Genomic DNA, 21,199 nt, shown 5'->3' on the forward strand with positions numbered 1-21,199 from the left:
AAACCAACGATTGCCTAGTTACGAATACAAGGTGATTCATATAGTAAATGAGGATGAGATCGATGAACGAATTCAAAGACAACCATCCGGCTGCTTTCCAAAGCGCGCAAGAAGCGATCGCTTGGATTGTCGGACGGATGGAGAAACTCGGTATCAAACCGGGACTCCAACGGATGCAGATGTTGATGGAGAAACTCGGTCACCCTGAACGCAGATTGAAATTCATTCATGTGGCGGGTACGAATGGCAAGGGCTCTACATGCGCTTATTTAACTTCTGTCTTGCGGGCATGCGGGTATGATGTGGGGACGTTCACGTCCCCGTATTTGGAAAAGTATACGAACCGTATCCAAGTGAACGGTGAGGACATTCCGGACGCTGATCTGCTTAGACTGGTGAATGACATGAAGCCTGTTATTGACGAGATTGCCGAAACTGAACTTGGCGCTCCGTCGATGTTTGAAATTTCTACGGCCCTCGCCATTATGTATTTCGGCAAAGTGGCTTATCCCGATTATGTAGTATGGGAAACAGGCTTGGGGGGAAGGCTGGATAGCACGAATATCGTGAATCCGGTCGTAACCGTCATTACCAATGTTGGTCATGACCATATGGACATTCTGGGAGATACCATCGAAAAAGTAGCTGCTGAAAAAGCGGGTATCATTAAGGCCGGTGTTCCTATTATTACGGCAGCCCAGCCTCATGAAGGCTGGAGCGTTATCGAACAAACGGCGAAAGCCAAGAAAGCGACGCTTTACTCGCTTGGAGATCAATTCAATTACGCGAATGTGACGAGTCAATTGGACCTTCAGACCTTTGATTTCACGGGGCCATTCCGGCCGATCCCGGGCGTGCCGATTTCGCTGAATGGTGAACATCAGCTGAAGAATGCCGCAGTGGCTGTGATGACGCTGGAAGTGCTTCGTCAATACTATGCCTGCATCGTGGATGATGAGGATTTGTACAAAGGGCTGAAAGAGACTCGCTGGCCGGGGCGGCTTGAGATGATTTCGAACGAGCCTCGTGTATTGCTCGATGGTGCGCATAATCCTGAAGGTGCCGCGACACTTGCTGCTGCGCTTCAAACCGTCTATAGCTACCGAAAGCTGAATCTCATGATGGGAATGCTTTCGACAAAGAATCATACGGGCTACCTCAGGCATATACTACCATTGGTGGATACACTTATCATTACGGAACCCGATTTTCATAAAAAAGGGGATGCCGAGATGCTCGCGGAGCTAGCACGTGAACTTCTTCATGATATGGACCGTCAGGTGGATATCGTGGTTGAGCGCGATTGGAAGCGGGCATTAGAACTCCTTACAAGCAGAACTGAGCAGGATGATCTGGCGGTCGTATCCGGCACGCTGTATTTAATCTCTGATGTTCGTTCTTGGATTACCTATCAAACCGATTCTGAAAAAGGATGGTGAGAACGGCGTGAGTCAAGCAGAACACGTACATTTTATAGGCATCGGCGGATACGGCATGAGTGCTATTGCCAAAGTCATGCTTGAAATGGGTTACCGGATTTCCGGTTCCGACCTGGCACACCAAGAGTTAACGGAAAAGTTAAAAGCGAAGGGTGCGCAAGTTTTCATAGGGCATGAAGCTCGCAATGTATCAGGTGCTGATTTGGTTGTTTATTCGACAGCCTTATCCAAAGATAATGTGGAGATGCAAGCGGCGGAGGAATTAAACATTCCGGTCATTCACCGCTCACAGATGCTGGCAAGACTTATGAACGAACGCAAAGGCATTGCGGTTGCAGGAGCACACGGTAAAACAACGACCTCCTCGATGATCGCTTTGGTTATGGAAATTTGCGGAATAGATCCGACTTATATTATCGGCGGCGAAATCATGAATGTCGGCAGCAATGCCAAAGCAGGCAAGGGTGAATTCGTTGTAGCGGAAGCCGATGAAAGCGATGGTACGTTCCTGCAATATCATCCAACCCTTGCTCTAGTAAATAACATTGAAGCTGATCATTTAGAGAACTATAATGGCGATTTCGAGAATTTAAAGCAAGCTTATAAGCAATTTCTCAGCCAAGTAAGACCTGGTGGAAAAGCGATTGTATGTCAAGATGATATGTTTTTACGTGAAATGATTCCGGCCATTCAAAGCGAAGTCGTCACGTATGGGATAGATAATGACGCTGACTATGTAGCCAGCGATATTTCGTTAGGTGACCGTAAGGTTACGTTTAACGTTCACAGCAAAGGTGCGCTGCTTGGGCAGGTTAGCTTATCTGTACCAGGGAAGCACAACGTGTATAACGCATTAGCGACATTGATCACATGCCTGGAAGCGGGACTGCCTTTTGAGAAGATTGCGGAGGCTATTCAAGAATTCCGGGGTGCGAAGCGTAGATTCCAGGTGCTCGGGGAAGTAGAAAACATCCTGGTCATTGATGACTATGCGCATCATCCGACTGAGATTCAAGCAACGATCTCTGCTGCCAAAGCAACAGGCAAACGGATCATTGCAGTTTTCCAACCTCAACGTTATACGCGTACCTATTATCTATTTGAGCAATTTAGCCGCTCTTTTGATGAGGCGGATGAGGTGATTATTACCGATATTTATTCTCCTGCGGGCGAGAAGCGGATTGAGGGAGTAGATTCAGCTAAACTAGTTGAATTGATCAAGAGCAACAGCAATCCTAATGTTCAGCACATTGCCACAAGGGAAGATGTTCTTGGGTATTTAATCGATCATGTACAGCCAGGTGATCTGGTGCTGACCATGGGTGCGGGGGATATCTGGAAAGCCGCCGACGGTTTAGCGAAGTCACTGCGCAAGAAATACGAGACGAACGGTTAGAGGAAAGATCGCTGTAAGCCAATTGGCTGGAGGCGGTCTTTTTTTGCTTAACCAAACATATTTCAATTCTCTCAATCATAATCTAGTAACAGAAGATTTGGACAAGATGACGGCGGGTCCGTTTCCAAATACATTTTATGAGGAGTGAATGGAATGAGTAAAGCAAGAATCACGTATCGTTTCGACGCCAAGGAGCCGGCAGAATCGAATCGTAAAGCCTCGCGAGTGCCCGGTCCTGAAGAAAAGGTGATCCCACTCTATCAAGAAGAATATAAGGTAGTAACGAATTCTCCCAATGATACGCAAAACTCAGAGGAGATAACATCCTATCAACAAGCTGAGAGAGAGCAAGTAGAAAGCTTATTTGAACCGCATGCGCTGAACACGTTCACTACGGATTTCGGCAACTGGAACAGCCAGATTGAGACGGAAGGCGAAAGAGTCGAGCGAATTATCCGCGAGTCTCAGGCCATTCGGGAACAGCAAGTGAGGGCAGAGGTGCCTGTCGAAAGACCAGAGCCGGTAACAGAGCGAAATCGCGATGAGTGGTCGAGTTGGACGCATAAGGGGCCTTATATAGAACCGGAAGTTGGCGCTAGATATGCGAAGTCAAACGGCGCGCCTTGGATACGTATTGCAACTTCCGTAGCAGGAGCAGTCGTGACGGGAGTCGCTTTCGGATTTTTTGTCCTCTCGATGTTTTCGCCAACCGACCGTGCCGCGACGGACACAGCACCCGGCAAGACTACGATCGCTGTTCCTTCCGCTAATGTAGCGGCTGTTCCTTCGAAAGCGCCGGGCGGTGCTACCAAGACAGGCACAGATCAAGCAGCTGGCCTGCCTGTAACGGCTGGCGCTGTCACACCGGTTCAAATTCCGGCTAAATCCTATACATTCCTGCAAAATGGGGTGTTCAGCTCCATACAGGGCGCTCAAGCCATCCAGGATACGCTGAAAAAGAAAGGCTTGGCATCCGCACTGGACAGTTCGGATAAGCTCACGGTATTTGTGGGATTTGCCAACAACAAAGACGACGCCACTACCTTGAGACAACAAGTCCAAACCGTGGATAAAACGATAGAAGTATATATCAAAAGCCTAGACATCCCGGCAGTGACAGGAATCCGCTGGAGCGGTCAAAAGCCCGATTCCGTGCCTGCCTTCCTAACAGAAGCAAATAAGCTTGTGAATACAATTAATGAATTGGCCCTTATTCATCTGGCTGAAACGAAGCCGAGTGCGCTTTCGGATAGTTCGCTGCAAACGATTCACACTTCTCACCAATCGCTGACTACGTTGTCTACGGCGCTAAATGAAGGCTTAAGCGATGACGCCAAGCCCATCGTCCAAAAGATGACTTCCTCCTTGAACAGTGCCGTGCAATCGATGGATGAGTACAAGAAAAGCCCTTCCACGGCGATGCTCTGGCAAGCTCAAACATCCATGATGCAGTACATTCTGGCACAGAAAGATCTGCTGAAGAAAATAAGCGTTTCTTAATCAAAAAAACAGGTGTCCCCAGAGCTCATTGGAGCTTTGGAAGACACCTGCTTTTTTATTTTGCGAAGTAACGATCTAACAGGGCAGCAATCTCTGCGCGTGTCATCGTTTGCTCCGGTTTGAATGAAGTATCTGTGATTCCGTTAATGATGCCCTTCTGTTTCAAAGCATAAATAGCTTTGGCACTCCACAAGTCTGCTGGCACATCGTCAAAGGTTACTTTAGGGGTCGGGCTTTGCCCCCCACTTTTTGTAGACAGTTGGGTGAGGCGGTCGAAAAGATAAGCGACTTCGCCACGGGTGATGGGCTGTTCAGGGCGAATCGTTCCATCGGCATATCCTTGAAGCAGATTTAATTGTTGCGCTTTGGCGAAAACGGGGCTTGCCCAGTATGAAGCGGGCAGGTCTTTGTACGTTTGGTCAGCCGTCTGGCAGCTATATACCGCTGAGGTGACGGTTCCACTTGGCGTACAAGCGGTTGCGAGTTTGTCGAATGAAAATGCGCGATCCATCAATGTGAGGAATTCCGCTCTTTTCAAAGCGCGATCCGGTTGATACTGATTGTTTATTCCATCAATAATGCCTTTATTTTTCATACGCAGAATGGACTCTCTTGCCCAATGCCCTAGGGAATCTGTGAATACAGGCGGCGCATAGCCTGCAATGCCGTTCGCAATCCCAACGGCCATTTTCGCTCGAACGGCTTCACTTGCAAGCAATGCTGCATCGTCGGGTTGGTTTAGAAAAGCTGTTTCCACAAGAATACTTGGAATGCTGCCCATTCTAGCTACGTAAACCGCGCTTGGAACTAAACCTAAGTTCTTTGTACCGGCTGCCGAAACCAAGGAATCCAAAACATGCTGAGCCAAATCTTTACTGTAGGGTGTTAACTGTTTCATTTTGTCGCTTGCGGGATAATCCTCTTGGGGGTAATCATTGTCGTAGTAGAGCACCATGCTGCCTCTGGTTGTGCCGTTCGGATGCGAATTGGCGTGTACGGAGACGAATAGATCCGCTTTCAAGGCATCTGTAAAATTCACGCGCTCCGCGAGTGACCAATACGTGTCATCGGTTCTTGTCAGGACGACTTCGTAACCTCGCTTCGTTAGCTCGTCCCGCAGCTTTTGCGTGATGTCGAGATTGACATCTTTCTCCTTCAAACCGTTCACGCCCGAGGCACCGGGGTCGCTCCCGCCATGTCCGGCATCGAGAACGATTTTATAGGCAAAAGCTTGATAAGGAAACGCTATCGTAAGTATAAAGGTGAGCAAAATAAGTCTTTTAAGTAAGGTCATAAGTTGAAGTACCTCCGAAATCTATCTTACTAGGAACAGCTAAGGATGTAAGCAGGTAAGAATCACCATCCGGTTACATTTTCATGGAAAAAATTAGAGTGTGCCCGTATAATAGGGCTTGTACATAGAAGAGAGGATGACAGCGATGAAAAAAGGCACTTTTACCTTAGTCATATTTTTAATCATCGGATTGATAACCGGGATTATCGTCGGCCAGCTGCTGACTCCTGTGCCTGCTCTATCTTTTTTAACCAAATCGGCCTCGATTACTTGGGATCCAAAGGCAGATCTGCAAGTTGTGAAATATGAGCTGCATCTTCTGGTGAGACTAAATTTGTGCAGTATTCTTGGATTAGTGGGTGCTTTCCTCCTGTATCGCAAGCTATAATCGGCATTGAATCCTATTCGGACATTATCATAAGCTAGGAGTTGTTTATGTTGAGTAAATCACCAAACCACGAGCAAAGATTAATTCTTGCTTCATCCTCGCCACGGAGGCAGGAACTGATTCAAGGACTTGGATTACCCTATATCATTCGGGTGAGCGACGCGGATGAGACCGTAGAAGGAAAAATAACGCCTTCAGAGCTAGTAGAAGTTCTATCGGTACGTAAGGCGTCAACGGTTCGTGAGATGCTGGAGGCCAGTGAAAAGCATGGGATTATCGTGGGTTCTGATACGGTTGTTGTGCTTCACAATGAGGTTCTTGGCAAGCCCGTGGATGAAGAGGATTCTTTCCGGATGTTGAAAGGTCTGCAAGGCACAACGCATCAGGTATACAGTGGAGTGGCTTGCATCGATGCAGCTACAGGCAAGCAGGTGGTCTCGCACAGCGTAACGAATGTGAAGATGAAAGCCATGTCAGACGAGCAGATTCGTCGATATATCGCGACAGGTGAGCCTAAGGACAAAGCCGGCTCCTATGCGATTCAAGGGATTGGCGCAACCATCGTTGAAGCCATTGAAGGGGACTATTTTACAGTTGTTGGTTTGCCGCTTTCCTTGCTTAGTGATTTGCTGTTAACCTTCGATATTCAAGTCCTGTAATCTCTCCTTTCTAATCGTTCACACATTGACTGTGCAATCTGTAACGGTTACAATGACAGTAAGCGACATGACATCGCAACTTCAGGGAGGATTGGCCATGAACAGCGAATTTACAATAGCCGTCCACAGTCTCGTATTTCTTGCAAATTTGCCTGACCATATGGCAACCAGTGAAGAAATTGCTACAAATGTATCCACACATTCTGCTCGTATACGTAAAGTTATGGGCTTTCTGCGAAAAGCAGGTTACGTTTCAACCAAAGAAGGCATCGGGGGCGGATTCATTCTCTGCCGTAATCCGGATGATGTGACGCTCGGTGAAATATACCGATTAACTTGTCATGGTTCTTTGAAACCAAGCTGGTGTTCCGGTGATGAGAAGAATAACGATTGTATCATTTCATCCAAAATGGATAAGCTGATGGGCAACGTTTTCGCAGACGCCGAAAAACAGATGGAATTATACTTCGATGGATATACCATCGGCGGTATGCTGGAACGAATCAAAGCGTACGGATGCCCGGAATTGAATAATGAGCAGTTATCCTAGAAGCCCTCGGATCTTATAATCCGGGGGTTTTGTGTCGTTTTAAGACCCTTATCGCTATGAATGGGATACGGATAAGTAACACAACCTACAGATGGAAAGAGGGGAATTGATGGAAGTCACAAGTTTAATGCTTCGTGAAGTACCGACAGAAGAAAGACCAAGAGAGCGAATGCTTCAATATGGAGCTGAGGCGTTAAGCCACGCCGAGCTGTTGGCGATTATTCTTCGAACAGGAACGGTTTCGGAATCAGCGGTTCGTCTGGCAAGCCGCATCTTAAGCGAGTCCGGAGGATTGCGCAGCCTTGTGGACATGAGCAAGGATCAGCTTACGCAAATCAAAGGCATTGGTGATGCCAAAGCGCTGCAAATTCTAGCCGGTATCGAGCTCGGTCGACGAATTGCCAAAAGCACATTCGCTGAGCGAATTACGATTCGTTCACCGAAGGATATCGCGAATTTAATGAGCGAGGAGCTGCGATATTTACAGAAGGAACATTTCGTTTGTTTGTTTTTGAATACGAAAAATCATGTGCTTGCGCAAGAAACACTCTCCATGGGCAGCTTGAACGCGTCCATCGTCCACCCTCGCGAAGTTTTCCGTGCAGCCATAAAAAGAAGCAGTGCGTCTATTGTTTGTGTACATAATCATCCTAGTGGAGATCCCACCCCAAGCCCGGAAGATATACAGCTAACCCACCGTTTGGTGGAAGCAGGAACTATTATTGGTATTGAAGTGTTGGATCATGTTATCATAGGTGATCAGAGATTCATAAGTTTGAAGGAAGAAGGCTTTATGTAATATAATAGGTTGGCAATAGGAAAGGAGTAACTGCCATGTTTGGAGGCTTTACGAAAGATCTGGGAATTGATTTAGGTACAGCGAATACACTGGTTTATGTAAAAGGCAGAGGAATAATCGTTAGAGAACCATCGGTGGTTGCTCTACGTACGGATACGAAAACAATCGAGGCTGTTGGAGACGCAGCCAAAAAAATGATCGGCCGCACGCCAGGCAACATTCGTGCAATTCGCCCGATGAAAGATGGCGTTATTGCTGATTTTGAAACAACGTCAACGATGATTCGCTACTTTTTGAGACAGGCTCAAAAGCAGCGCTGGTTATTCCAACGTCACCCTAATGTGATGGTTTGTGTGCCTTCTGGCATCACGGCCGTAGAGAAACGTGCGGTGGAAGACGCAACGAAACAAGCCGGAGCGCGTGAAGCCTATACGATTGAAGAGCCGTTTGCGGCAGCGATCGGCGCAGATCTTCCTGTATGGGAACCAACGGGAAGCATGGTTGTCGATATCGGAGGGGGAACCACAGAAGTAGCGGTTATCTCGCTTGGGGGCATTGTAACGAGCCGTTCCATCCGCATTGCCGGGGATGAAATGGACGAGGCCATCATTCAATACATTAAACGTACATACAATCTCATGATTGGGGAACGCACATCGGAGACACTCAAGATGGAGATTGGTTCTGCGCTGCCAATGGAGCAGCCGGAAACACTGGAAATCCGTGGACGTGACCTTGTTTCCGGTTTGCCGAAGACAATGAGCGTAACCTCTGATGAGATCACAGAATCATTGACGGATACGGTGAATGCGATCGTTGAAGCTGTGAAAGTGACGTTGGAGAAGTGTCCGCCCGAACTGTCAGCGGATATTATGGACCGCGGGATTGTATTAACCGGCGGTGGCGGTTTGTTGCGCAATCTGGATCGCCTGCTTGCTAGAGAAACCGGCATGCCCGTTCTGGTTGCAGAGAATCCGCTTGATTGCGTAGCGATTGGGACAGGCCGCGCCTTGGAAAATATTCATTTATTTAAAAATAAATCAGGTTCAGGTTCACGCTATAAGCGTTAATATTCGTCAAGAATTCGTTAGAAGGTGCTCATTTTGTTCAAATTCATGGGAAACAAGAGGCTGATTTTCCTGATGTTCGGTTTAGTCTGCTTCTTTATATTGATGGGATTAACGCTGGGAAACCGGGGACCGATGACATGGCCGGAGAAATTTGTCAAAGACTCGGTATCGTGGACGCAAGGACTCTTATACAAGCCCGCTGCGCAGGTAGCGGGTTTCTTTGAAGACATACGGCAGCTAAGAGTCATCTATGAAGAAAATAAGACGCTGAAGCTGACCCTTACACAGTATGCGAGAGATACGCAGCGATTGAACGATCTGGAATCGCAAAATAAGCGACTGATGGAAGCCCTGGGCTTTACAGAACGTCAGCGTCAAGCCAACGCGTACACGTATCGGATTGCCGAGGTTGTTACGGTGGATAATGATCCGTACAACAGTACAGTGACGATTAATTTAGGCGACAAGGACGGCATCAAAGAGAATATGGCGGTTATGACAGTCGATGGATTAGTTGGCAGAGTGAGTAAAGTGTTCGGCTTTCATTCCAATGTGCAGCTGCTGAAAGAAATCACGGATTCCGACAACAACTCCAAGGCGATAGCGGTCACTGTGAAAGGCAATGCGAGCCAGCCATTCGGCATGATTGAGTCTTATGACAGCAATACAGGGGAACTCGTGATGAACAAGGTGGAACATGCGGACGACATGAAAGTTGGAGATACGATTATTACATCAGGCTTGGGTCAAGTATTTCCTAAGGGAATTGAAGTAGGGACAATCTCCTCCATCGGCCCAGGGGAATTCGGGATCACCTACAAAGTTATGGTGAAGCCCAAAGCTTCGTTTAACCGTATTCGCGAAGTGTTCGTCGTCGAAGTTCCGGAAGTGAAATGAGGTGAGCCGTTACGTGACTCGACATTTGCTGTGGCTCATTCTATTAGGCTTGTTTATCCTGCAAGGCTCCATTGTGGTTTGGCTCATCCCATCTGCATGGCAAAGCAGTGTTCATGTTACCCCCCATTTTACACTGGTCTTTATTTTGTTCATCGGACTTTTCCATCATCGACATTCGGCACTGATTTATGGACTGTTGTTCGGTCTCCTGCATGATTTTAACTATTATGGGGCCATGCTCGGCGTGTATTCCTTCGGGATGGGACTCACCGGGTACTTGGCGGGACTGGCGCAGCGCAGGCAGCCTAACCTCATCTTTTATAATCTGCTCATTATAGGCGTCGGTCTGCTGTTGTTTGAGTTCATCGATTATGGCATTAACCACTTGTTTAAGCTCATTGATATTGAGTTGAAATTTGCTCTCACCCACTACATGCTCCCAAGCGTGCTGTTTAATTTGCTTTTCGCCTTGATTTGCTACGTACCGATTCGCAAGCTGCTCGAAGGAAAGCGGATCGTACCTGCGAATACCGAAGATTAATTTTCCAGGCGGTTAGCAGGAGAATCCACGACAAGAGCCGAAATGTATAGGTTGGGAGGTCGTCATTCAATTATGTCTGTAGCTAAGCACCATGTGATGATAAAAGGGGTCAAAGATGGCCTTGTTTTTTTACTAAACGATGCATGCGATTGGCAAGATTTGCTGAAAGAGCTGCAGCATAAGCTGGAGAAAACCCATCAGCAAATACTGACCGGACCGATTATTCATGTGCACGTTAAATTAGGCAGCAGGGAAGCAACCGAGGAGCAGAAAGAAGAAATCAGATCTGTCATTAAGCAAAAGGGCAATCTGCTGATTCAATCGATTGAAAGTGAGCCTCGTAAGGAAGTAGTCGTAGAACCTGCTGCAAGAATGTCAACGCTAAGAGGTATGATTCGTTCGGGACAAACCCTCCATCATGAGGGGGATTTACTTTATTTAGGCGATGTTAATCCAGGCGGAACCATTACCTCTACCGGGAACATTTATATTATGGGCTCGCTTCGCGGAATGGCGCATGCCGGGATTGACGGCGATGATAAAGCGATTATTGCCGCTTCTCATATGCGCCCGACCCAATTGCGGATCGCTGGAATTATTAGTCGTTCTCCGGATGAATGGGGCATTGATGAGGCTTTTATGGAGTTTGCTTATGTGAAAGATGGTAAAATGGAAATCGATAAACTTCATCAGCTTCATCGGATTTCCCCTGATTCGAATTTGAAATTATAAACTTATATACGTTATAGAAAATAGCGCGTGGGGTGAGAACATATGGGAGAGGCAATCGTTGTTACTTCGGGAAAAGGCGGCGTTGGCAAAACAACGACTTCAGCAAATCTTGGAACAGCATTGGCGCTTTTAGGGAAAAAAGTATGCATGGTGGACACCGATATTGGCCTGCGCAATTTGGATGTCGTCATGGGACTCGAGAACCGAATCATTTATGACCTTGTGGATGTCGCGGAAGGACGCTGCCGTTTACCACAAGCCTTAATCAAAGATAAGCGCTTCGAAGAGTTGTATCTGCTGCCTGCTGCCCAGACGAAGGACAAGCATGCGGTATCGCCGGAGCAAGTGAAAGATATTATTCTTGAGCTTAAAAAAGACTTTGAATTCGTCATCATAGATTGCCCGGCAGGTATTGAACAAGGCTTCAAAAATGCGGTAGCGGGCGCTGACAAAGCGATCGTTGTAACGACCCCGGAGAACGCTGCGGTACGGGATGCTGACCGCATTATCGGACTGCTGGAGAATGAGAAAATTTCTTCGCCGAAGCTCATCATTAATCGAATTCGTCCGATGATGATGAAAAAAGGCGAGATGTTGGATATTGACGAAATTTGCTCGGTCCTTGCCATCGATCTGCTCGGCATCGTGCCGGATGACGAGCATGTCATTAAGGCGGCCAATGCGGGCGAGCCGACCGTGATGAACCCATCGTCCCGCGCTGCGATTGCTTATCGTAACGTAGCTCGCCGGATTTTGGGCGACACGGTGCCTCTCATGCAGCTCGAAGACAAGACTGGCTGGGTCAAACGTATGAAAAAGTTTATCGGAATAGGATGATCTTGCTGTGCTCGCAAAACTGAAAAACATCGACATTCCTATTGTTGTTATTTTGTTCGCCTTCATGGTTATCAGCACAATGACGGTCTACAGTGCGTCCGTGGATCATCCGTCCATTGTCATCTCGATATCCAAAATTCTTATTCTCTATGCCGTCGGATTACTTGCCTTTCTAGCCTGCAGCCTTTTTGATTATCGTGTACTCATACGGATTGCCCCAGTCTTGTACGGTATCGGTATCGTATCCTTGGTGGCAGTTTATTTTTTCGGTAAAAAAATTCACGGAGCGCGCGGCTGGTTTGAGCTTCCGGGAGGCTTGACCTTCCAGCCTGCGGAGCTGGTGAAGCTTATTCTGATTATTTGCGTGACTGCGCTCCTCGCCAAGCGTGGCGGTGAGCTGCTACAAATCAAGAACGATTTAATCCCTGTATGTGCGGCAGTGCTGCTTCCGTTCATCCTCGTTTTGATTCAGCCGGACTTAGGGAATGCGATCATTTTCGTCATTATCCTGCTCGGCATGCTTTGGATCGGCAATATCAAATACTCGCACGTCTTGTTGAGTGTCGTGATTCTAGCAGGGCTGGGTTTCCTGATGCTCACCCTTTATAAGACGTTTCATACAAGTTTGTTTGAAACGCTCAAAGGGTACGGCTTCAGCCACTGGATGGACCGTATCGACACCTACCTATATCCGCAAGATGTAACGGAAGATGACAGCTATCAAGTGAAAAATGCGATTCGAGCTATCGGTTCAGGGGGTCTTGAAGGCGAAGGCTTTCTTAAGGGAACTTCTGTCCACAGTAACTTCATTCCTTTTGCTTATTCGGATTCCATCTTTGTTGTGGTGGGGGAAGAATTCGGTTTTAGAGGTTCTGCAGTTCTGCTGCTCATCTATTTCTTGCTGATCTACCGCATGATTCTGATTTCCATTCAAAGCACTCAGCTTAGCGGAGCTTATATCGTGGTTGGCGTTGTCTCCATGTTCGTCTTTCAAATTTTTGAAAATGTAGGCATGATGATCGGCATAATGCCATTAACGGGAATTACCCTTCCATTCGTTAGTTATGGGGGAACCTCGCTTTTGATCAACATGCTTTCGCTTGGCCTGGTGATGAGCGTTAAGCTCCATCAGGATCGTGAACCGGAATTGTTTTAAAAAGATTAAGTCCCTGGCGACCAGTCAGGGGCTTTTTTTCTGTCCGTTCGGAGGCGTTTCCCTGCGGATTATCACATAATCTTGTCCTGCTTCTCATAGGCTGTACTATGCAAGATTTGCGAATACAGCGATATGAAGATTGTTTTCCGGAAGGAAAACGTTTGGGAGGGGCTTCCATGGAAGTCAAAGATAAAGTGAAACAAAGGCGATTGGAACGGCTTCGCCATTTGCGCGAATCATCTGAGCATGCGAACGTCAATGGGAGCCCGCCGAGAGCAACCAGAATGATGGAACATGTGCCTGTGCCGCCGCCACGGCAGCAGCAGGTGGAACTTCCGCTTTATGTGGATGCAGACTGGAAAAGGCGGATGGAAGATCCCGAATACGCTTGGCAGCAGAAAATATTGATGGACAAGACGCTAAGCGGCGGCGGACCACCGGATGATGGAGAGAGAGGGCTGTTCGCGCCTCCATCCCCACGCAAAATAGCGGTCAAGCTGTTGGTTAGCTGTGTGCTTTTTGCCTCTCTGTACGGCATGTTTCAGCTGAATCAGCCATGGGCGAACAAAGGCAAGCAGTTCGTTGCGGCTTCGTTAACGCAGTCTTATGATTTCAACGCCTTATCGACTTGGTATACGAATCAATTCGGTGGCTCGCCGTCCTTTATTCCGAGCTTTAATCGTGTAGGGGACGAAGCCGTAAAGGTAAGTACCACTAAGCGGACCCTGTATGCACCTGTAAAAGGGAGTATCATCAAGCCATTCGATGGGACCAATCAACTTGGGGTCACGCTAAATACGGCGGAATATGCGCCTGTCTATGCGCTGGACACGGGACAAGTCGTTTTCTCCGGGGTTTCGGCTGAAACGGGTACAACGGTTATCATCCGCCATCCAGGAGGGATGCAGTCCCTGTACGGGGGGTTAAGTGAGGTTAGCGTTGAAGCAGGAGATTGGATGAAGGTAGGAGAACTCGTCGGCAAAGCCTCTAAGAAAGACCCCGCCAAAGGCACACTTTATGTCGCGTTTACGAGAGATGGCCGCCCTGTCAACCCAACGGATGTGATCTCCTTTGATTAAATTGGCCGGAACAACCTATCGGTTTCACCCTTTATTTACACTTGTTTTAATTGGTTCCGCCTTTACGGGTTATTTTCTTGAGGCGATTACCTTATTCGGCATCGTCCTCGTTCATGAACTCGGTCATTTGGCAGCTGCAAACGGCTTTGGCTGGCGGGTGCGGGAGGTACAACTGCTCCCCTTCGGCGGTGTGCTTGTCGTGGATGAGCTAGGAAGTGTACCGACATGGGAGGAACTCGTGGTTGCTTTAGCGGGTCCGCTGCAGCATGTATGGCTAATTATTTTGGCGCTTCTTATGAAGTGGCTGGAGGTTGGGACCGCGAGTTGGTGGGATTATTTTATTGAAGCTAACATCATGATCTGTCTGTTCAACCTTCTCCCGGTCATGCCGCTGGATGGCGGTAAAGTGATGCAATCCTTACTGGGGTATTTATTGTCGTACCATAATACGATTTTATATTCGGTTTGGATATCCATGTTCTTAAGTCTTGGCATCATTGTCATGGCAATTTTACAGCTGATTAACGGGCAGCTGCCGCTGAATATATTAGTGATCGGCATTTTTCTGCTAGTGTCAAATTGGTACGCGTACCGGCAGCTGCCGTATCACTTTTTTCGCTTTTTGATAGGCCGCGGGAGCCGGGTAAGCCTGCTGCTGAGCCGCGGCACTTTGGCGCAGCCGATCGTCATAACGAAACATCGGACAATGGCCGATACGTTGAAGCTTTTTATGCGGGAAAAATACCATTTAATTTACATTGTCAACGAGGCGGGACGCATTCAAGCTATATTGCCTGAACAGCAGTTGGTGAGCGGTTATTTGGATGGAAAAAAACCGGGGAGTGCAGTTTCCGATCTTTTCATGTAAAATAACTGGTGAGGTGAACGTGTATGAAGCAACTTATAATTCACTGCGCACCGGAGCTTACACAAGCGGCATTGCTGGAAGAAGGTCGCCTTGTTGAGTATGATTCGCAGTATCCGCTTGATTCCCAAAGAGCAGGCAGCATCTACATGGGTCGCATCGTCAATGTACTTCCCGGCATGCAGGCGGCATTTGTCGATATTGGACTTGCGAAAAATGCCTTTCTTTATATAGACGATCTCCTCCCTGTCCATTTGGACAAGCAACCTAAGATTAAACCCTCAATAACGGAGCTTGCTGAAGTTGGGCAACTGCTTATGGTACAAGTGTCCAAAGATCCGCAAGGGACCAAAGGTGCAAGAGTAACGACACATGTTTCTATTCCTGGCCGCTGGATTGTGTACATGCCAGGTGCCGACTACATCGCAATTTCCCGTAAAATTGACTTAGAAGCCGAAAGGCAGCGCCTCAAGCAGCTGGCAGAAGGCAATTTGCTCCCTGGCGAAGGGGTTATCCTTCGGACAGGTTCTCTTGGCCAAAGCGAAGAAGCGATCCGCGACGATTTGCAAAATTTGCGAGAATTGTGGCAGATGATTCAATCCAAAGCATTAGGAGCGGAAGCTCCGGCGCAGCTTTATCAAGATCTGGATCTCTTGCCGCGCTTAGCCCGTGACGTTATTACTTCGGAAGTGAATGAAGTTTGGCTGAATGACTCCAAAGTGTTCGAAGAGATGAGACAGCTGCTTCGCAAGCAGCACCCGAGTTGGCGGGGGAGAATCGCTTTCTACGACCGGAAGACTCCGCTGTTCGATCATTTTGGCGTAACGGAAGAGTTGAATGTAAGTTTTAGAAGGAAGATTTGGCTGCCGAGCGGCGGCTACTTGATCATCGATCAGACCGAAGCGCTGACGGTTATTGATGTGAACACAGGCAGATATACCGGATCGATTAACTTGGAACAGACAGTCACCGATATTAATCGTGAAGCGGCAAGTGAGATTCCAAGGCTTCTGCGCCTGCGGAATATTAGAGGCATTATTATCGTTGATTTTATTGATATGATTTCGGAAGTCAACCGCGCGGCGGTTATGGAGAACATTACGCAGGCTGTGCGCAAGGATCGTTCCAAAACGATAATCGTTGGCTGGACGAAGCTAGGCTTGCTGGAAATGACGCGAAAACGCAAATAAAACATTGCATATGAAAATGTTTCTGTGATATAATACTCGGAGTGTGTTGTTTAGGCATGCTGTAACCGCACGAAACGGGTTGAAGTACGGTTGGATATTCATCCGGACCGTCACCTGGACAAGGCGAGTCTGAGACATGAGGAGGTCATGAAAATGTACGCAATTATTGAAACAGGTGGTAAACAGTACAAAGTTCAAGAGGGCGATGTTCTTTACATCGAGAAATTGAACGCAGCTGAAGGTGAAGTTGTTTCTTTTGATCGTGTGCTTATGGTATCCAAAGAGAGCGGCGTAGTTGTAGGTGCTCCATTGGTATCCGGTGCTGCAGTTTCCGCGAAAGTGGAGAAACACGGCAAAGGCGCGAAAGTTATCGTGTATAAGTACAAACCGAAAAAGAACTACCACAAAAAGCAAGGTCATCGTCAACCATACACAAGAGTTGTAGTTGAGAAAATCCAAGCGTAAGAGGCGAGCTTATGATCTACGTGACCATAAAGCGTCTAGTACCGGATTCACCTCAAATTGTATCTTTTGTAGTGGAAGGCCATGCTGAATTTGACGTACCAGGCAAAGACTTAGTCTGTGCTGCAGTATCGGCGGTAACGTTCGGTACATATAATTCGATTGAATCCTTAACGGGAGTTATTCCTATTCACGAGATGGAACGGGGCTTTATGGATATTACGATACCAGACAGCGCTCGGACAGTACCGGAGAAATGGAACCAGATCCAAGTGATTCTGGAATCGATGGTCGTCATGCTAGAAACCATTGCAGACAATTACGGTGACTATATAACGATTGAAACAATCTATAACGAAGGAGGATAACATCATGTTGAAATTGGATCTCCAGTTTTTCGCTTCCAAGAAGGGTGTAGGTTCCACAAAGAACGGACGTGACTCCCACTCTAAGCGCCTTGGCGCTAAACGTGCAGACGGTCAAACGGTAACTGCAGGAAGCATTCTCTATCGCCAACGCGGTACGAAAATTCACCCAGGAACGAACGTGGGCATTGGTTCGGATGATACACTTTTCGCTCTAGTACAAGGCGTAGTGAAATTCGAGCGTTTTGGACGCGATCGCAAAAAAGTGAGTGTATACCCAGTTGATGTAGCTCCTGTGGCTGCAGCTCTAGAAGCGTAATGAGAATCCCTGGCGAGCGATAAGCCCGTCAGGGATTTTTTCCTAATATGAAGATAACCTCTAAACGCGGTCAGTCATTATGGATGGCCAAGGGCAGAGGTTTTCTCATTTGTTTGGTGACGTTTGCAAGATGGCCATGCTATACTGGATAAACGGTTACAAAGCAGGGAGAACGGAGCGGACGAGGAATGAAACGAGTGAGCAGCGCACAGGTTTATTTATTGGCACTTGTGCTCATTGGGTTAACGGGAATGTTATTTCTAGAACCCTGGATTGTCAGGGTGGCATTACTCCTAATCATCGTCATTTGCGGTTACACGGCTTTTAAATTGCAGGAAAGCAGCGTTCAAGAGAAACGGCACCAAGAACTTCGGGAGCAGGAAGAGCTTGCTCAGAGGAATTTGATACAGGTCATCAACAGATTGCGTCATGATTGGATGAACGATACCCAGATTTTATTTGGTTATATTCAGTTGAAGAAGTTTGATAATTTACAGCCTTATATGGAAAAAATAAAAATGAATATGCAGCAGGAAAGCAATCTATCCAAGCTGGGTATCCCCTCTTTAATTGCTTACTTGCTGTTGTTCCGAGTGCAGTCAAAGTCCTTAGAGCTCGAAGTTGCCTTAGACGAAGAGATAAATTTGGGACAGCTTCCTTTGCGAAGCGGACTGATTGAAAGATTAGTCAGGCAAACGGCTGAATGCGTGCAGGCGCATGCGGCAACAAGTGACGATGAGAGCGGCAAACTAAGCTTGGAATTCGAGCTTCAAGAAGATGGCTTACTGCTTGATTTCGTATATCAAGGTCCCTATCGCAGGGACCAGTTGGAAATCGCAGTGAAGGAAATGTTGCGCTCCCATGCCCATTCATCTTCACTTGAGAATAGCGATTGGCAAGAGGAAGAAGCGGTTATCACGGTACGACTGCCGTTTCTTACATAATAGAGGGACCTTGGACTTCATTGACCAAAGTCTCATCTTAGTTGAGGTGTAGAAATGTTTGTAGATAAAGCGAAGGTTTTTGTAAAAGGCGGCGACGGCGGCGATGGTTTAGTTGCGTTCCGACGTGAGAAATATGTGCCGGAAGGCGGTCCAGCCGGTGGTGACGGAGGCAATGGCGGCGATGTGATTTTTCGCGTCGACGAAGGTCTGCGTACGCTAATGGATTTCCGCTATCAGAAGCATTTTAAGGCGGATCGCGGCGAGAAGGGCCGCAATAAATCGATGCACGGCGCTAACGCGGAGGACATGATCGTTCGCATCCCGCCGGGCACAACCGTGATTGACGATGATACGCAAGAAATCATCGCAGACTTGACGCGCCATGGCCAGGAAGTCGTTGTGGCCAAAGGCGGCCGCGGCGGTCGGGGCAACACGCGCTTCGTCACACAGCGCATCACAGCGCCGGAGATTGCCGAGAACGGCGAGGAAGGTGTAGAGCGCTGGGTTGTGCTGGAGATGAAAGTGATGGCGGACGTCGGCCTAGTCGGTTTCCCTAGCGTAGGGAAATCTACGCTGCTGTCGGTCGTTTCTGCGGCGAAGCCCAAAATCGCAGCGTACCACTTTACAACCCTTACCCCGAATCTTGGGGTTGTCGATGTCGGTGACGGACGCAGCTTCGTCATGGCGGACCTTCCCGGTTTGATCGAAGGCGCGCACGAAGGTGTGGGCCTTGGGCATGAATTCCTGCGTCACGTAGAACGGACTCGAGTTATCGTGCATGTCGTGGACATGTCTGCAGCGGATGGACGCGATCCTTATCAAGATTTCCTGATGATCAATGAGGAAATAAAGCTGTATAACGCTAAATTGGAGCAGCGCCCGCAAATCGTTGTTGCTAATAAAATGGACATGCCGGAGTCCGAGGACAATCTTACCTTGTTCAAGGAACAGCTTGCTGCCGATGGCAAAGAGTTCGAGGTGTATCCAATCTCCGCTTTAACACGAGGTGGCGTGCAGGAGCTTCTGTATAAGATTTCTGACATCGTAGAGAGCATTCCGCAAGCTCCTGAAGTGGAGGGCGTAGCAGAGAAAGAAGAGCGTAAGGTGTATCGCTTCGAGAAACAAGAAGAGAATGATTACACGATTCGTCGCGTAAACGATGTCTTCGTGATCGAAAGCCCTTCGATTGAGAAGTTGATCAAACGTACGAACTTCAGCACGCAGGATGGCGTCGCTCGATTCGCCCGCATTTTGCGGAACATGGGGATCGATCAAGATTTGCGCAGCCGGGGCGCTGTGCATGGGCAGACGATTCAGATCGGTGATTTTGATTTTGAATTTGATGAAAAGAGTTGATGGGAACACTCATCCTTTGGGATGGGTGTTTTTTTGTTATAGAAGCCCCGATTAATGTCACAATACTTGACATATAAATTGGAAAGTATTACGATTTCCTTGTATTAATAATATTTATGTTATTAAACATGACATTAATGAAGGGCCGGAGGCTTTAATAGGAAGGAGGATGAACGATGAAAAGATGGATTCAAGCGATCGGCTCGGGCCAGCAGGGAAGCACGCGCGATCTCACGTACGAAGAAGCTTTGGAAGCAGCGCATGAAATGGCCAGAGGAGATTCTACAGACGCGCAATGTGCAGCTTTCTTGATGGCGCTTTGCATGAAAGGTGAAGCTGATGAAGAGATGAGGGCATTTATTGATGTTTTCCGCAGCTATGCCCAACCTTATCATCCATTTGCGGATTCGCTTAATTGTGCAGGCCCTACGGAAGGCCGCCAATTTTTTCCCGTTACACTACCTGTTAGTCTCTTGCTTGCCTCAGTAGGTTTCTCCCAAGTGCTGCATGGAGGCGATTCACCCCCGTCAAGACAGGGAACAGCCATGCAAGAAATTTTGGAAAGCTTCGGCGTTGCCATGGATTTATCGGCCAAGGCTTGGGAAACCATGTTGTTTCACTTGCACATTGGATTCCTGCATACCGATCAACTCTGTCCACCGCTTGGAAAGTTGAAACAGGTTCGTGAGCAGATCGGGCTGCGTACAGTAATCGATATGATTGAGAAAGTAATGAATCCTGTACAGTCCATGAATATGATTATTGGCGTCAATCAGCGGAAAACGATGGAGTCGCTCATTCCTATTTCTATGAGATCGGGCGTACAAAGTATTTATCTGGTGAACGGTATAGAGGGCTCTGAAGATTTGCCGATTTACCAAAACAGCACGATCCGCATCGTTACCCCTTGGGGAGACGAGTCGCGCGTGGTGGAACCGCAGAAATTCGGCTTTCTGAGCGGACCCCTGCAGCCCATGGACAAGGCTGAACAGCTCTCGTCGCTGCGCCGTATTATTGGCGGTGAGAATTCCGAAGAGCTGAAGCGGGAGCGTGATCACGTTATTTTTAATGCAGGATTGAGGTTGACATGGTTCGATAAGGTGGGAAGTTATGAGGAAGGTTTTCAATTAGCGGAATCTTTGCTGCAAAGGAGAGAAGCTCAGAAGGTGATGCAGAAATGGGTGGATCAGAGTCATCGTTTCACACTGCAAGATTTTCCTCACAATGAGTCCTCTTCAAAAATTGGATAAAAAGACCATTATGCGGTTAATTCGGCAAAAATGGTCTTTTTTTTATTTCTACCCTCTGAAACAAGCTTCCCCCTGCGAAATGATATAAGAGGCAACGCTTTCGGTGCCGGA

23 protein-coding genes and 1 other annotated feature are annotated in these 21,199 nt (G+C 47.7%); of the genes, 22 read left to right on the forward strand and 1 reads right to left on the reverse strand.

Features of this window, described 5'->3' with window-relative positions:
* The first annotated feature begins 53 nt into the window (after window positions 1-53).
* From ACUN27_RS06585 to ACUN27_RS06595, 3 genes are all read left to right on the forward strand, one after another.
* Window positions 54-1,439 (forward strand): bifunctional folylpolyglutamate synthase/dihydrofolate synthase, encoded by a 1,386-nt coding sequence (locus tag ACUN27_RS06585; RefSeq protein ID WP_379170969.1) that lies wholly within the window; start codon window positions 54-56, stop codon window positions 1,437-1,439.
* Between the two features lie 7 nt (window positions 1,440-1,446).
* Entirely contained in the window at window positions 1,447-2,835 is a 1,389-nt protein-coding gene (gene murC, locus ACUN27_RS06590; protein ID WP_315953620.1) for a UDP-N-acetylmuramate--L-alanine ligase, read from the forward strand.
* Between the two features lie 153 nt (window positions 2,836-2,988).
* A complete protein-coding gene (locus ACUN27_RS06595; RefSeq protein WP_326063214.1) occupies window positions 2,989-4,335 on the forward strand; it encodes an SPOR domain-containing protein in 1,347 nt (448 codons plus the stop codon).
* Between the two features lie 55 nt (window positions 4,336-4,390).
* Here the strand turns inward: ACUN27_RS06595 and ACUN27_RS06600 are convergent, their stop codons facing one another.
* On the reverse strand, window positions 4,391-5,629 hold the full coding sequence (locus ACUN27_RS06600; protein ID WP_445558586.1) for an N-acetylmuramoyl-L-alanine amidase: 1,239 nt from the start codon (window positions 5,627-5,629) through the stop codon (window positions 4,391-4,393).
* 145 nt (window positions 5,630-5,774) lie between these two features.
* On the opposite strand from ACUN27_RS06600, the gene ACUN27_RS06605 reads away from it, so the two are divergent.
* The 19 genes from ACUN27_RS06605 (at window position 5,775) to ACUN27_RS06695 (ending at window position 21,088) form a co-directional block, all read left to right on the forward strand.
* A complete protein-coding gene (locus ACUN27_RS06605) occupies window positions 5,775-6,017 on the forward strand; it encodes a DUF4321 domain-containing protein (RefSeq protein WP_127455301.1) in 243 nt (80 codons plus the stop codon).
* Between the two features lie 50 nt (window positions 6,018-6,067).
* Window positions 6,068-6,676 carry a Maf family protein gene (locus tag ACUN27_RS06610; RefSeq protein ID WP_326063216.1) on the forward strand — a complete coding sequence of 203 codons (609 nt, stop codon included), beginning with the start codon at window positions 6,068-6,070 and terminating at the stop codon, window positions 6,674-6,676.
* Window positions 6,677-6,773: 97 nt separating this feature from the next.
* Window positions 6,774-7,226: an RrF2 family transcriptional regulator gene (locus tag ACUN27_RS06615; protein ID WP_127455302.1), complete on the forward strand. Its 453-nt coding sequence runs from the start codon at window positions 6,774-6,776 to the stop codon at window positions 7,224-7,226.
* A 109-nt stretch (window positions 7,227-7,335) separates the two neighbouring features.
* The gene (gene radC, locus ACUN27_RS06620; RefSeq protein ID WP_157319215.1) at window positions 7,336-8,025 is read left to right on the forward strand and encodes a RadC family protein; all 690 of its coding nucleotides are present in this window, start codon (window positions 7,336-7,338) and stop codon (window positions 8,023-8,025) included.
* A 35-nt stretch (window positions 8,026-8,060) separates the two neighbouring features.
* Complete coding sequence (locus ACUN27_RS06625; protein WP_127455304.1) at window positions 8,061-9,095, forward strand: rod shape-determining protein; 1,035 nt, start codon at window positions 8,061-8,063, stop codon at window positions 9,093-9,095.
* Window positions 9,096-9,140: 45 nt separating this feature from the next.
* On the forward strand, window positions 9,141-9,992 hold the full coding sequence (gene mreC / locus ACUN27_RS06630; protein ID WP_315953616.1) for a rod shape-determining protein MreC: 852 nt from the start codon (window positions 9,141-9,143) through the stop codon (window positions 9,990-9,992).
* Window positions 9,993-10,005: 13 nt separating this feature from the next.
* Window positions 10,006-10,533 carry a rod shape-determining protein MreD gene (mreD, locus tag ACUN27_RS06635; RefSeq protein ID WP_315953615.1) on the forward strand — a complete coding sequence of 176 codons (528 nt, stop codon included), beginning with the start codon at window positions 10,006-10,008 and terminating at the stop codon, window positions 10,531-10,533.
* 72 nt (window positions 10,534-10,605) lie between these two features.
* Window positions 10,606-11,265 carry a septum site-determining protein MinC gene (gene minC, locus ACUN27_RS06640; protein ID WP_315953614.1) on the forward strand — a complete coding sequence of 220 codons (660 nt, stop codon included), beginning with the start codon at window positions 10,606-10,608 and terminating at the stop codon, window positions 11,263-11,265.
* Between the two features lie 42 nt (window positions 11,266-11,307).
* A complete protein-coding gene (minD, locus tag ACUN27_RS06645) occupies window positions 11,308-12,102 on the forward strand; it encodes a septum site-determining protein MinD (RefSeq protein WP_315953613.1) in 795 nt (264 codons plus the stop codon).
* A 7-nt stretch (window positions 12,103-12,109) separates the two neighbouring features.
* The gene (locus tag ACUN27_RS06650; protein ID WP_315953612.1) at window positions 12,110-13,258 is read left to right on the forward strand and encodes an FtsW/RodA/SpoVE family cell cycle protein; all 1,149 of its coding nucleotides are present in this window, start codon (window positions 12,110-12,112) and stop codon (window positions 13,256-13,258) included.
* Between the two features lie 176 nt (window positions 13,259-13,434).
* Entirely contained in the window at window positions 13,435-14,337 is a 903-nt protein-coding gene (locus ACUN27_RS06655; protein WP_315953611.1) for a M23 family metallopeptidase, read from the forward strand.
* On the forward strand, window positions 14,330-15,205 hold the full coding sequence (locus tag ACUN27_RS06660; protein WP_315953610.1) for a M50 family metallopeptidase: 876 nt from the start codon (window positions 14,330-14,332) through the stop codon (window positions 15,203-15,205). The genes ACUN27_RS06655 and ACUN27_RS06660 overlap by 8 nt, the downstream gene beginning before the upstream one ends.
* Window positions 15,206-15,228: 23 nt before the next feature.
* Window positions 15,229-16,392, forward strand: coding sequence for an Rne/Rng family ribonuclease (locus ACUN27_RS06665; protein WP_315953609.1), 1,164 nt, complete (start codon window positions 15,229-15,231; stop codon window positions 16,390-16,392).
* A gap of 53 nt (window positions 16,393-16,445) precedes the next feature.
* Window positions 16,446-16,533: a sequence feature (ribosomal protein L21 leader region), on the forward strand.
* 12 nt (window positions 16,534-16,545) lie between these two features.
* Window positions 16,546-16,857, forward strand: a complete 312-nt coding sequence (gene rplU / locus ACUN27_RS06670; RefSeq protein ID WP_127455312.1) for a 50S ribosomal protein L21 — start codon at window positions 16,546-16,548, stop codon at window positions 16,855-16,857.
* An 11-nt stretch (window positions 16,858-16,868) separates the two neighbouring features.
* Complete coding sequence (locus ACUN27_RS06675) at window positions 16,869-17,222, forward strand: ribosomal-processing cysteine protease Prp (protein ID WP_315953608.1); 354 nt, start codon at window positions 16,869-16,871, stop codon at window positions 17,220-17,222.
* Between the two features lie 4 nt (window positions 17,223-17,226).
* Window positions 17,227-17,538, forward strand: coding sequence for a 50S ribosomal protein L27 (gene rpmA, locus ACUN27_RS06680; RefSeq protein ID WP_145661470.1), 312 nt, complete (start codon window positions 17,227-17,229; stop codon window positions 17,536-17,538).
* A 188-nt stretch (window positions 17,539-17,726) separates the two neighbouring features.
* The gene (locus ACUN27_RS06685) at window positions 17,727-18,482 is read left to right on the forward strand and encodes a Spo0B domain-containing protein (protein ID WP_315953607.1); all 756 of its coding nucleotides are present in this window, start codon (window positions 17,727-17,729) and stop codon (window positions 18,480-18,482) included.
* A 54-nt stretch (window positions 18,483-18,536) separates the two neighbouring features.
* Complete coding sequence (gene obgE, locus ACUN27_RS06690; RefSeq protein ID WP_315953606.1) at window positions 18,537-19,838, forward strand: GTPase ObgE; 1,302 nt, start codon at window positions 18,537-18,539, stop codon at window positions 19,836-19,838.
* 176 nt (window positions 19,839-20,014) lie between these two features.
* Window positions 20,015-21,088, forward strand: coding sequence for an anthranilate phosphoribosyltransferase (locus ACUN27_RS06695; RefSeq protein ID WP_326062989.1), 1,074 nt, complete (start codon window positions 20,015-20,017; stop codon window positions 21,086-21,088).
* Window positions 21,089-21,199: the final 111 nt, after the last annotated feature.

The sequence above is a fragment of the Paenibacillus sp. WC2504 genome (assembly GCF_052682475.1).

Coding starts and splice junctions, on each gene's coding strand:
- ACUN27_RS06585 (WP_379170969.1), top strand. CDS start 54: ATGAGATCGATGAACGAATTCAAAGACAACCATCCGGCTGCTTTCCAA.
- ACUN27_RS06685 (WP_315953607.1), top strand. CDS start 17,727: ATGAAACGAGTGAGCAGCGCACAGGTTTATTTATTGGCACTTGTGCTC.
- mreC (WP_315953616.1), top strand. CDS start 9,141: ATGGGAAACAAGAGGCTGATTTTCCTGATGTTCGGTTTAGTCTGCTTC.
- radC (WP_157319215.1), top strand. CDS start 7,336: ATGGAAGTCACAAGTTTAATGCTTCGTGAAGTACCGACAGAAGAAAGA.
- ACUN27_RS06665 (WP_315953609.1), top strand. CDS start 15,229: ATGAAGCAACTTATAATTCACTGCGCACCGGAGCTTACACAAGCGGCA.
- ACUN27_RS06605 (WP_127455301.1), top strand. CDS start 5,775: ATGAAAAAAGGCACTTTTACCTTAGTCATATTTTTAATCATCGGATTG.
- rplU (WP_127455312.1), top strand. CDS start 16,546: ATGTACGCAATTATTGAAACAGGTGGTAAACAGTACAAAGTTCAAGAG.
- minC (WP_315953614.1), top strand. CDS start 10,606: ATGTCTGTAGCTAAGCACCATGTGATGATAAAAGGGGTCAAAGATGGC.
- ACUN27_RS06615 (WP_127455302.1), top strand. CDS start 6,774: ATGAACAGCGAATTTACAATAGCCGTCCACAGTCTCGTATTTCTTGCA.
- ACUN27_RS06675 (WP_315953608.1), top strand. CDS start 16,869: ATGATCTACGTGACCATAAAGCGTCTAGTACCGGATTCACCTCAAATT.
- ACUN27_RS06625 (WP_127455304.1), top strand. CDS start 8,061: ATGTTTGGAGGCTTTACGAAAGATCTGGGAATTGATTTAGGTACAGCG.
- obgE (WP_315953606.1), top strand. CDS start 18,537: ATGTTTGTAGATAAAGCGAAGGTTTTTGTAAAAGGCGGCGACGGCGGC.
- ACUN27_RS06600 (WP_445558586.1), bottom strand. CDS start 5,629: ATGACCTTACTTAAAAGACTTATTTTGCTCACCTTTATACTTACGATA.
- ACUN27_RS06595 (WP_326063214.1), top strand. CDS start 2,989: ATGAGTAAAGCAAGAATCACGTATCGTTTCGACGCCAAGGAGCCGGCA.
- ACUN27_RS06655 (WP_315953611.1), top strand. CDS start 13,435: ATGGAAGTCAAAGATAAAGTGAAACAAAGGCGATTGGAACGGCTTCGC.
- minD (WP_315953613.1), top strand. CDS start 11,308: ATGGGAGAGGCAATCGTTGTTACTTCGGGAAAAGGCGGCGTTGGCAAA.
- rpmA (WP_145661470.1), top strand. CDS start 17,227: ATGTTGAAATTGGATCTCCAGTTTTTCGCTTCCAAGAAGGGTGTAGGT.
- ACUN27_RS06695 (WP_326062989.1), top strand. CDS start 20,015: ATGAAAAGATGGATTCAAGCGATCGGCTCGGGCCAGCAGGGAAGCACG.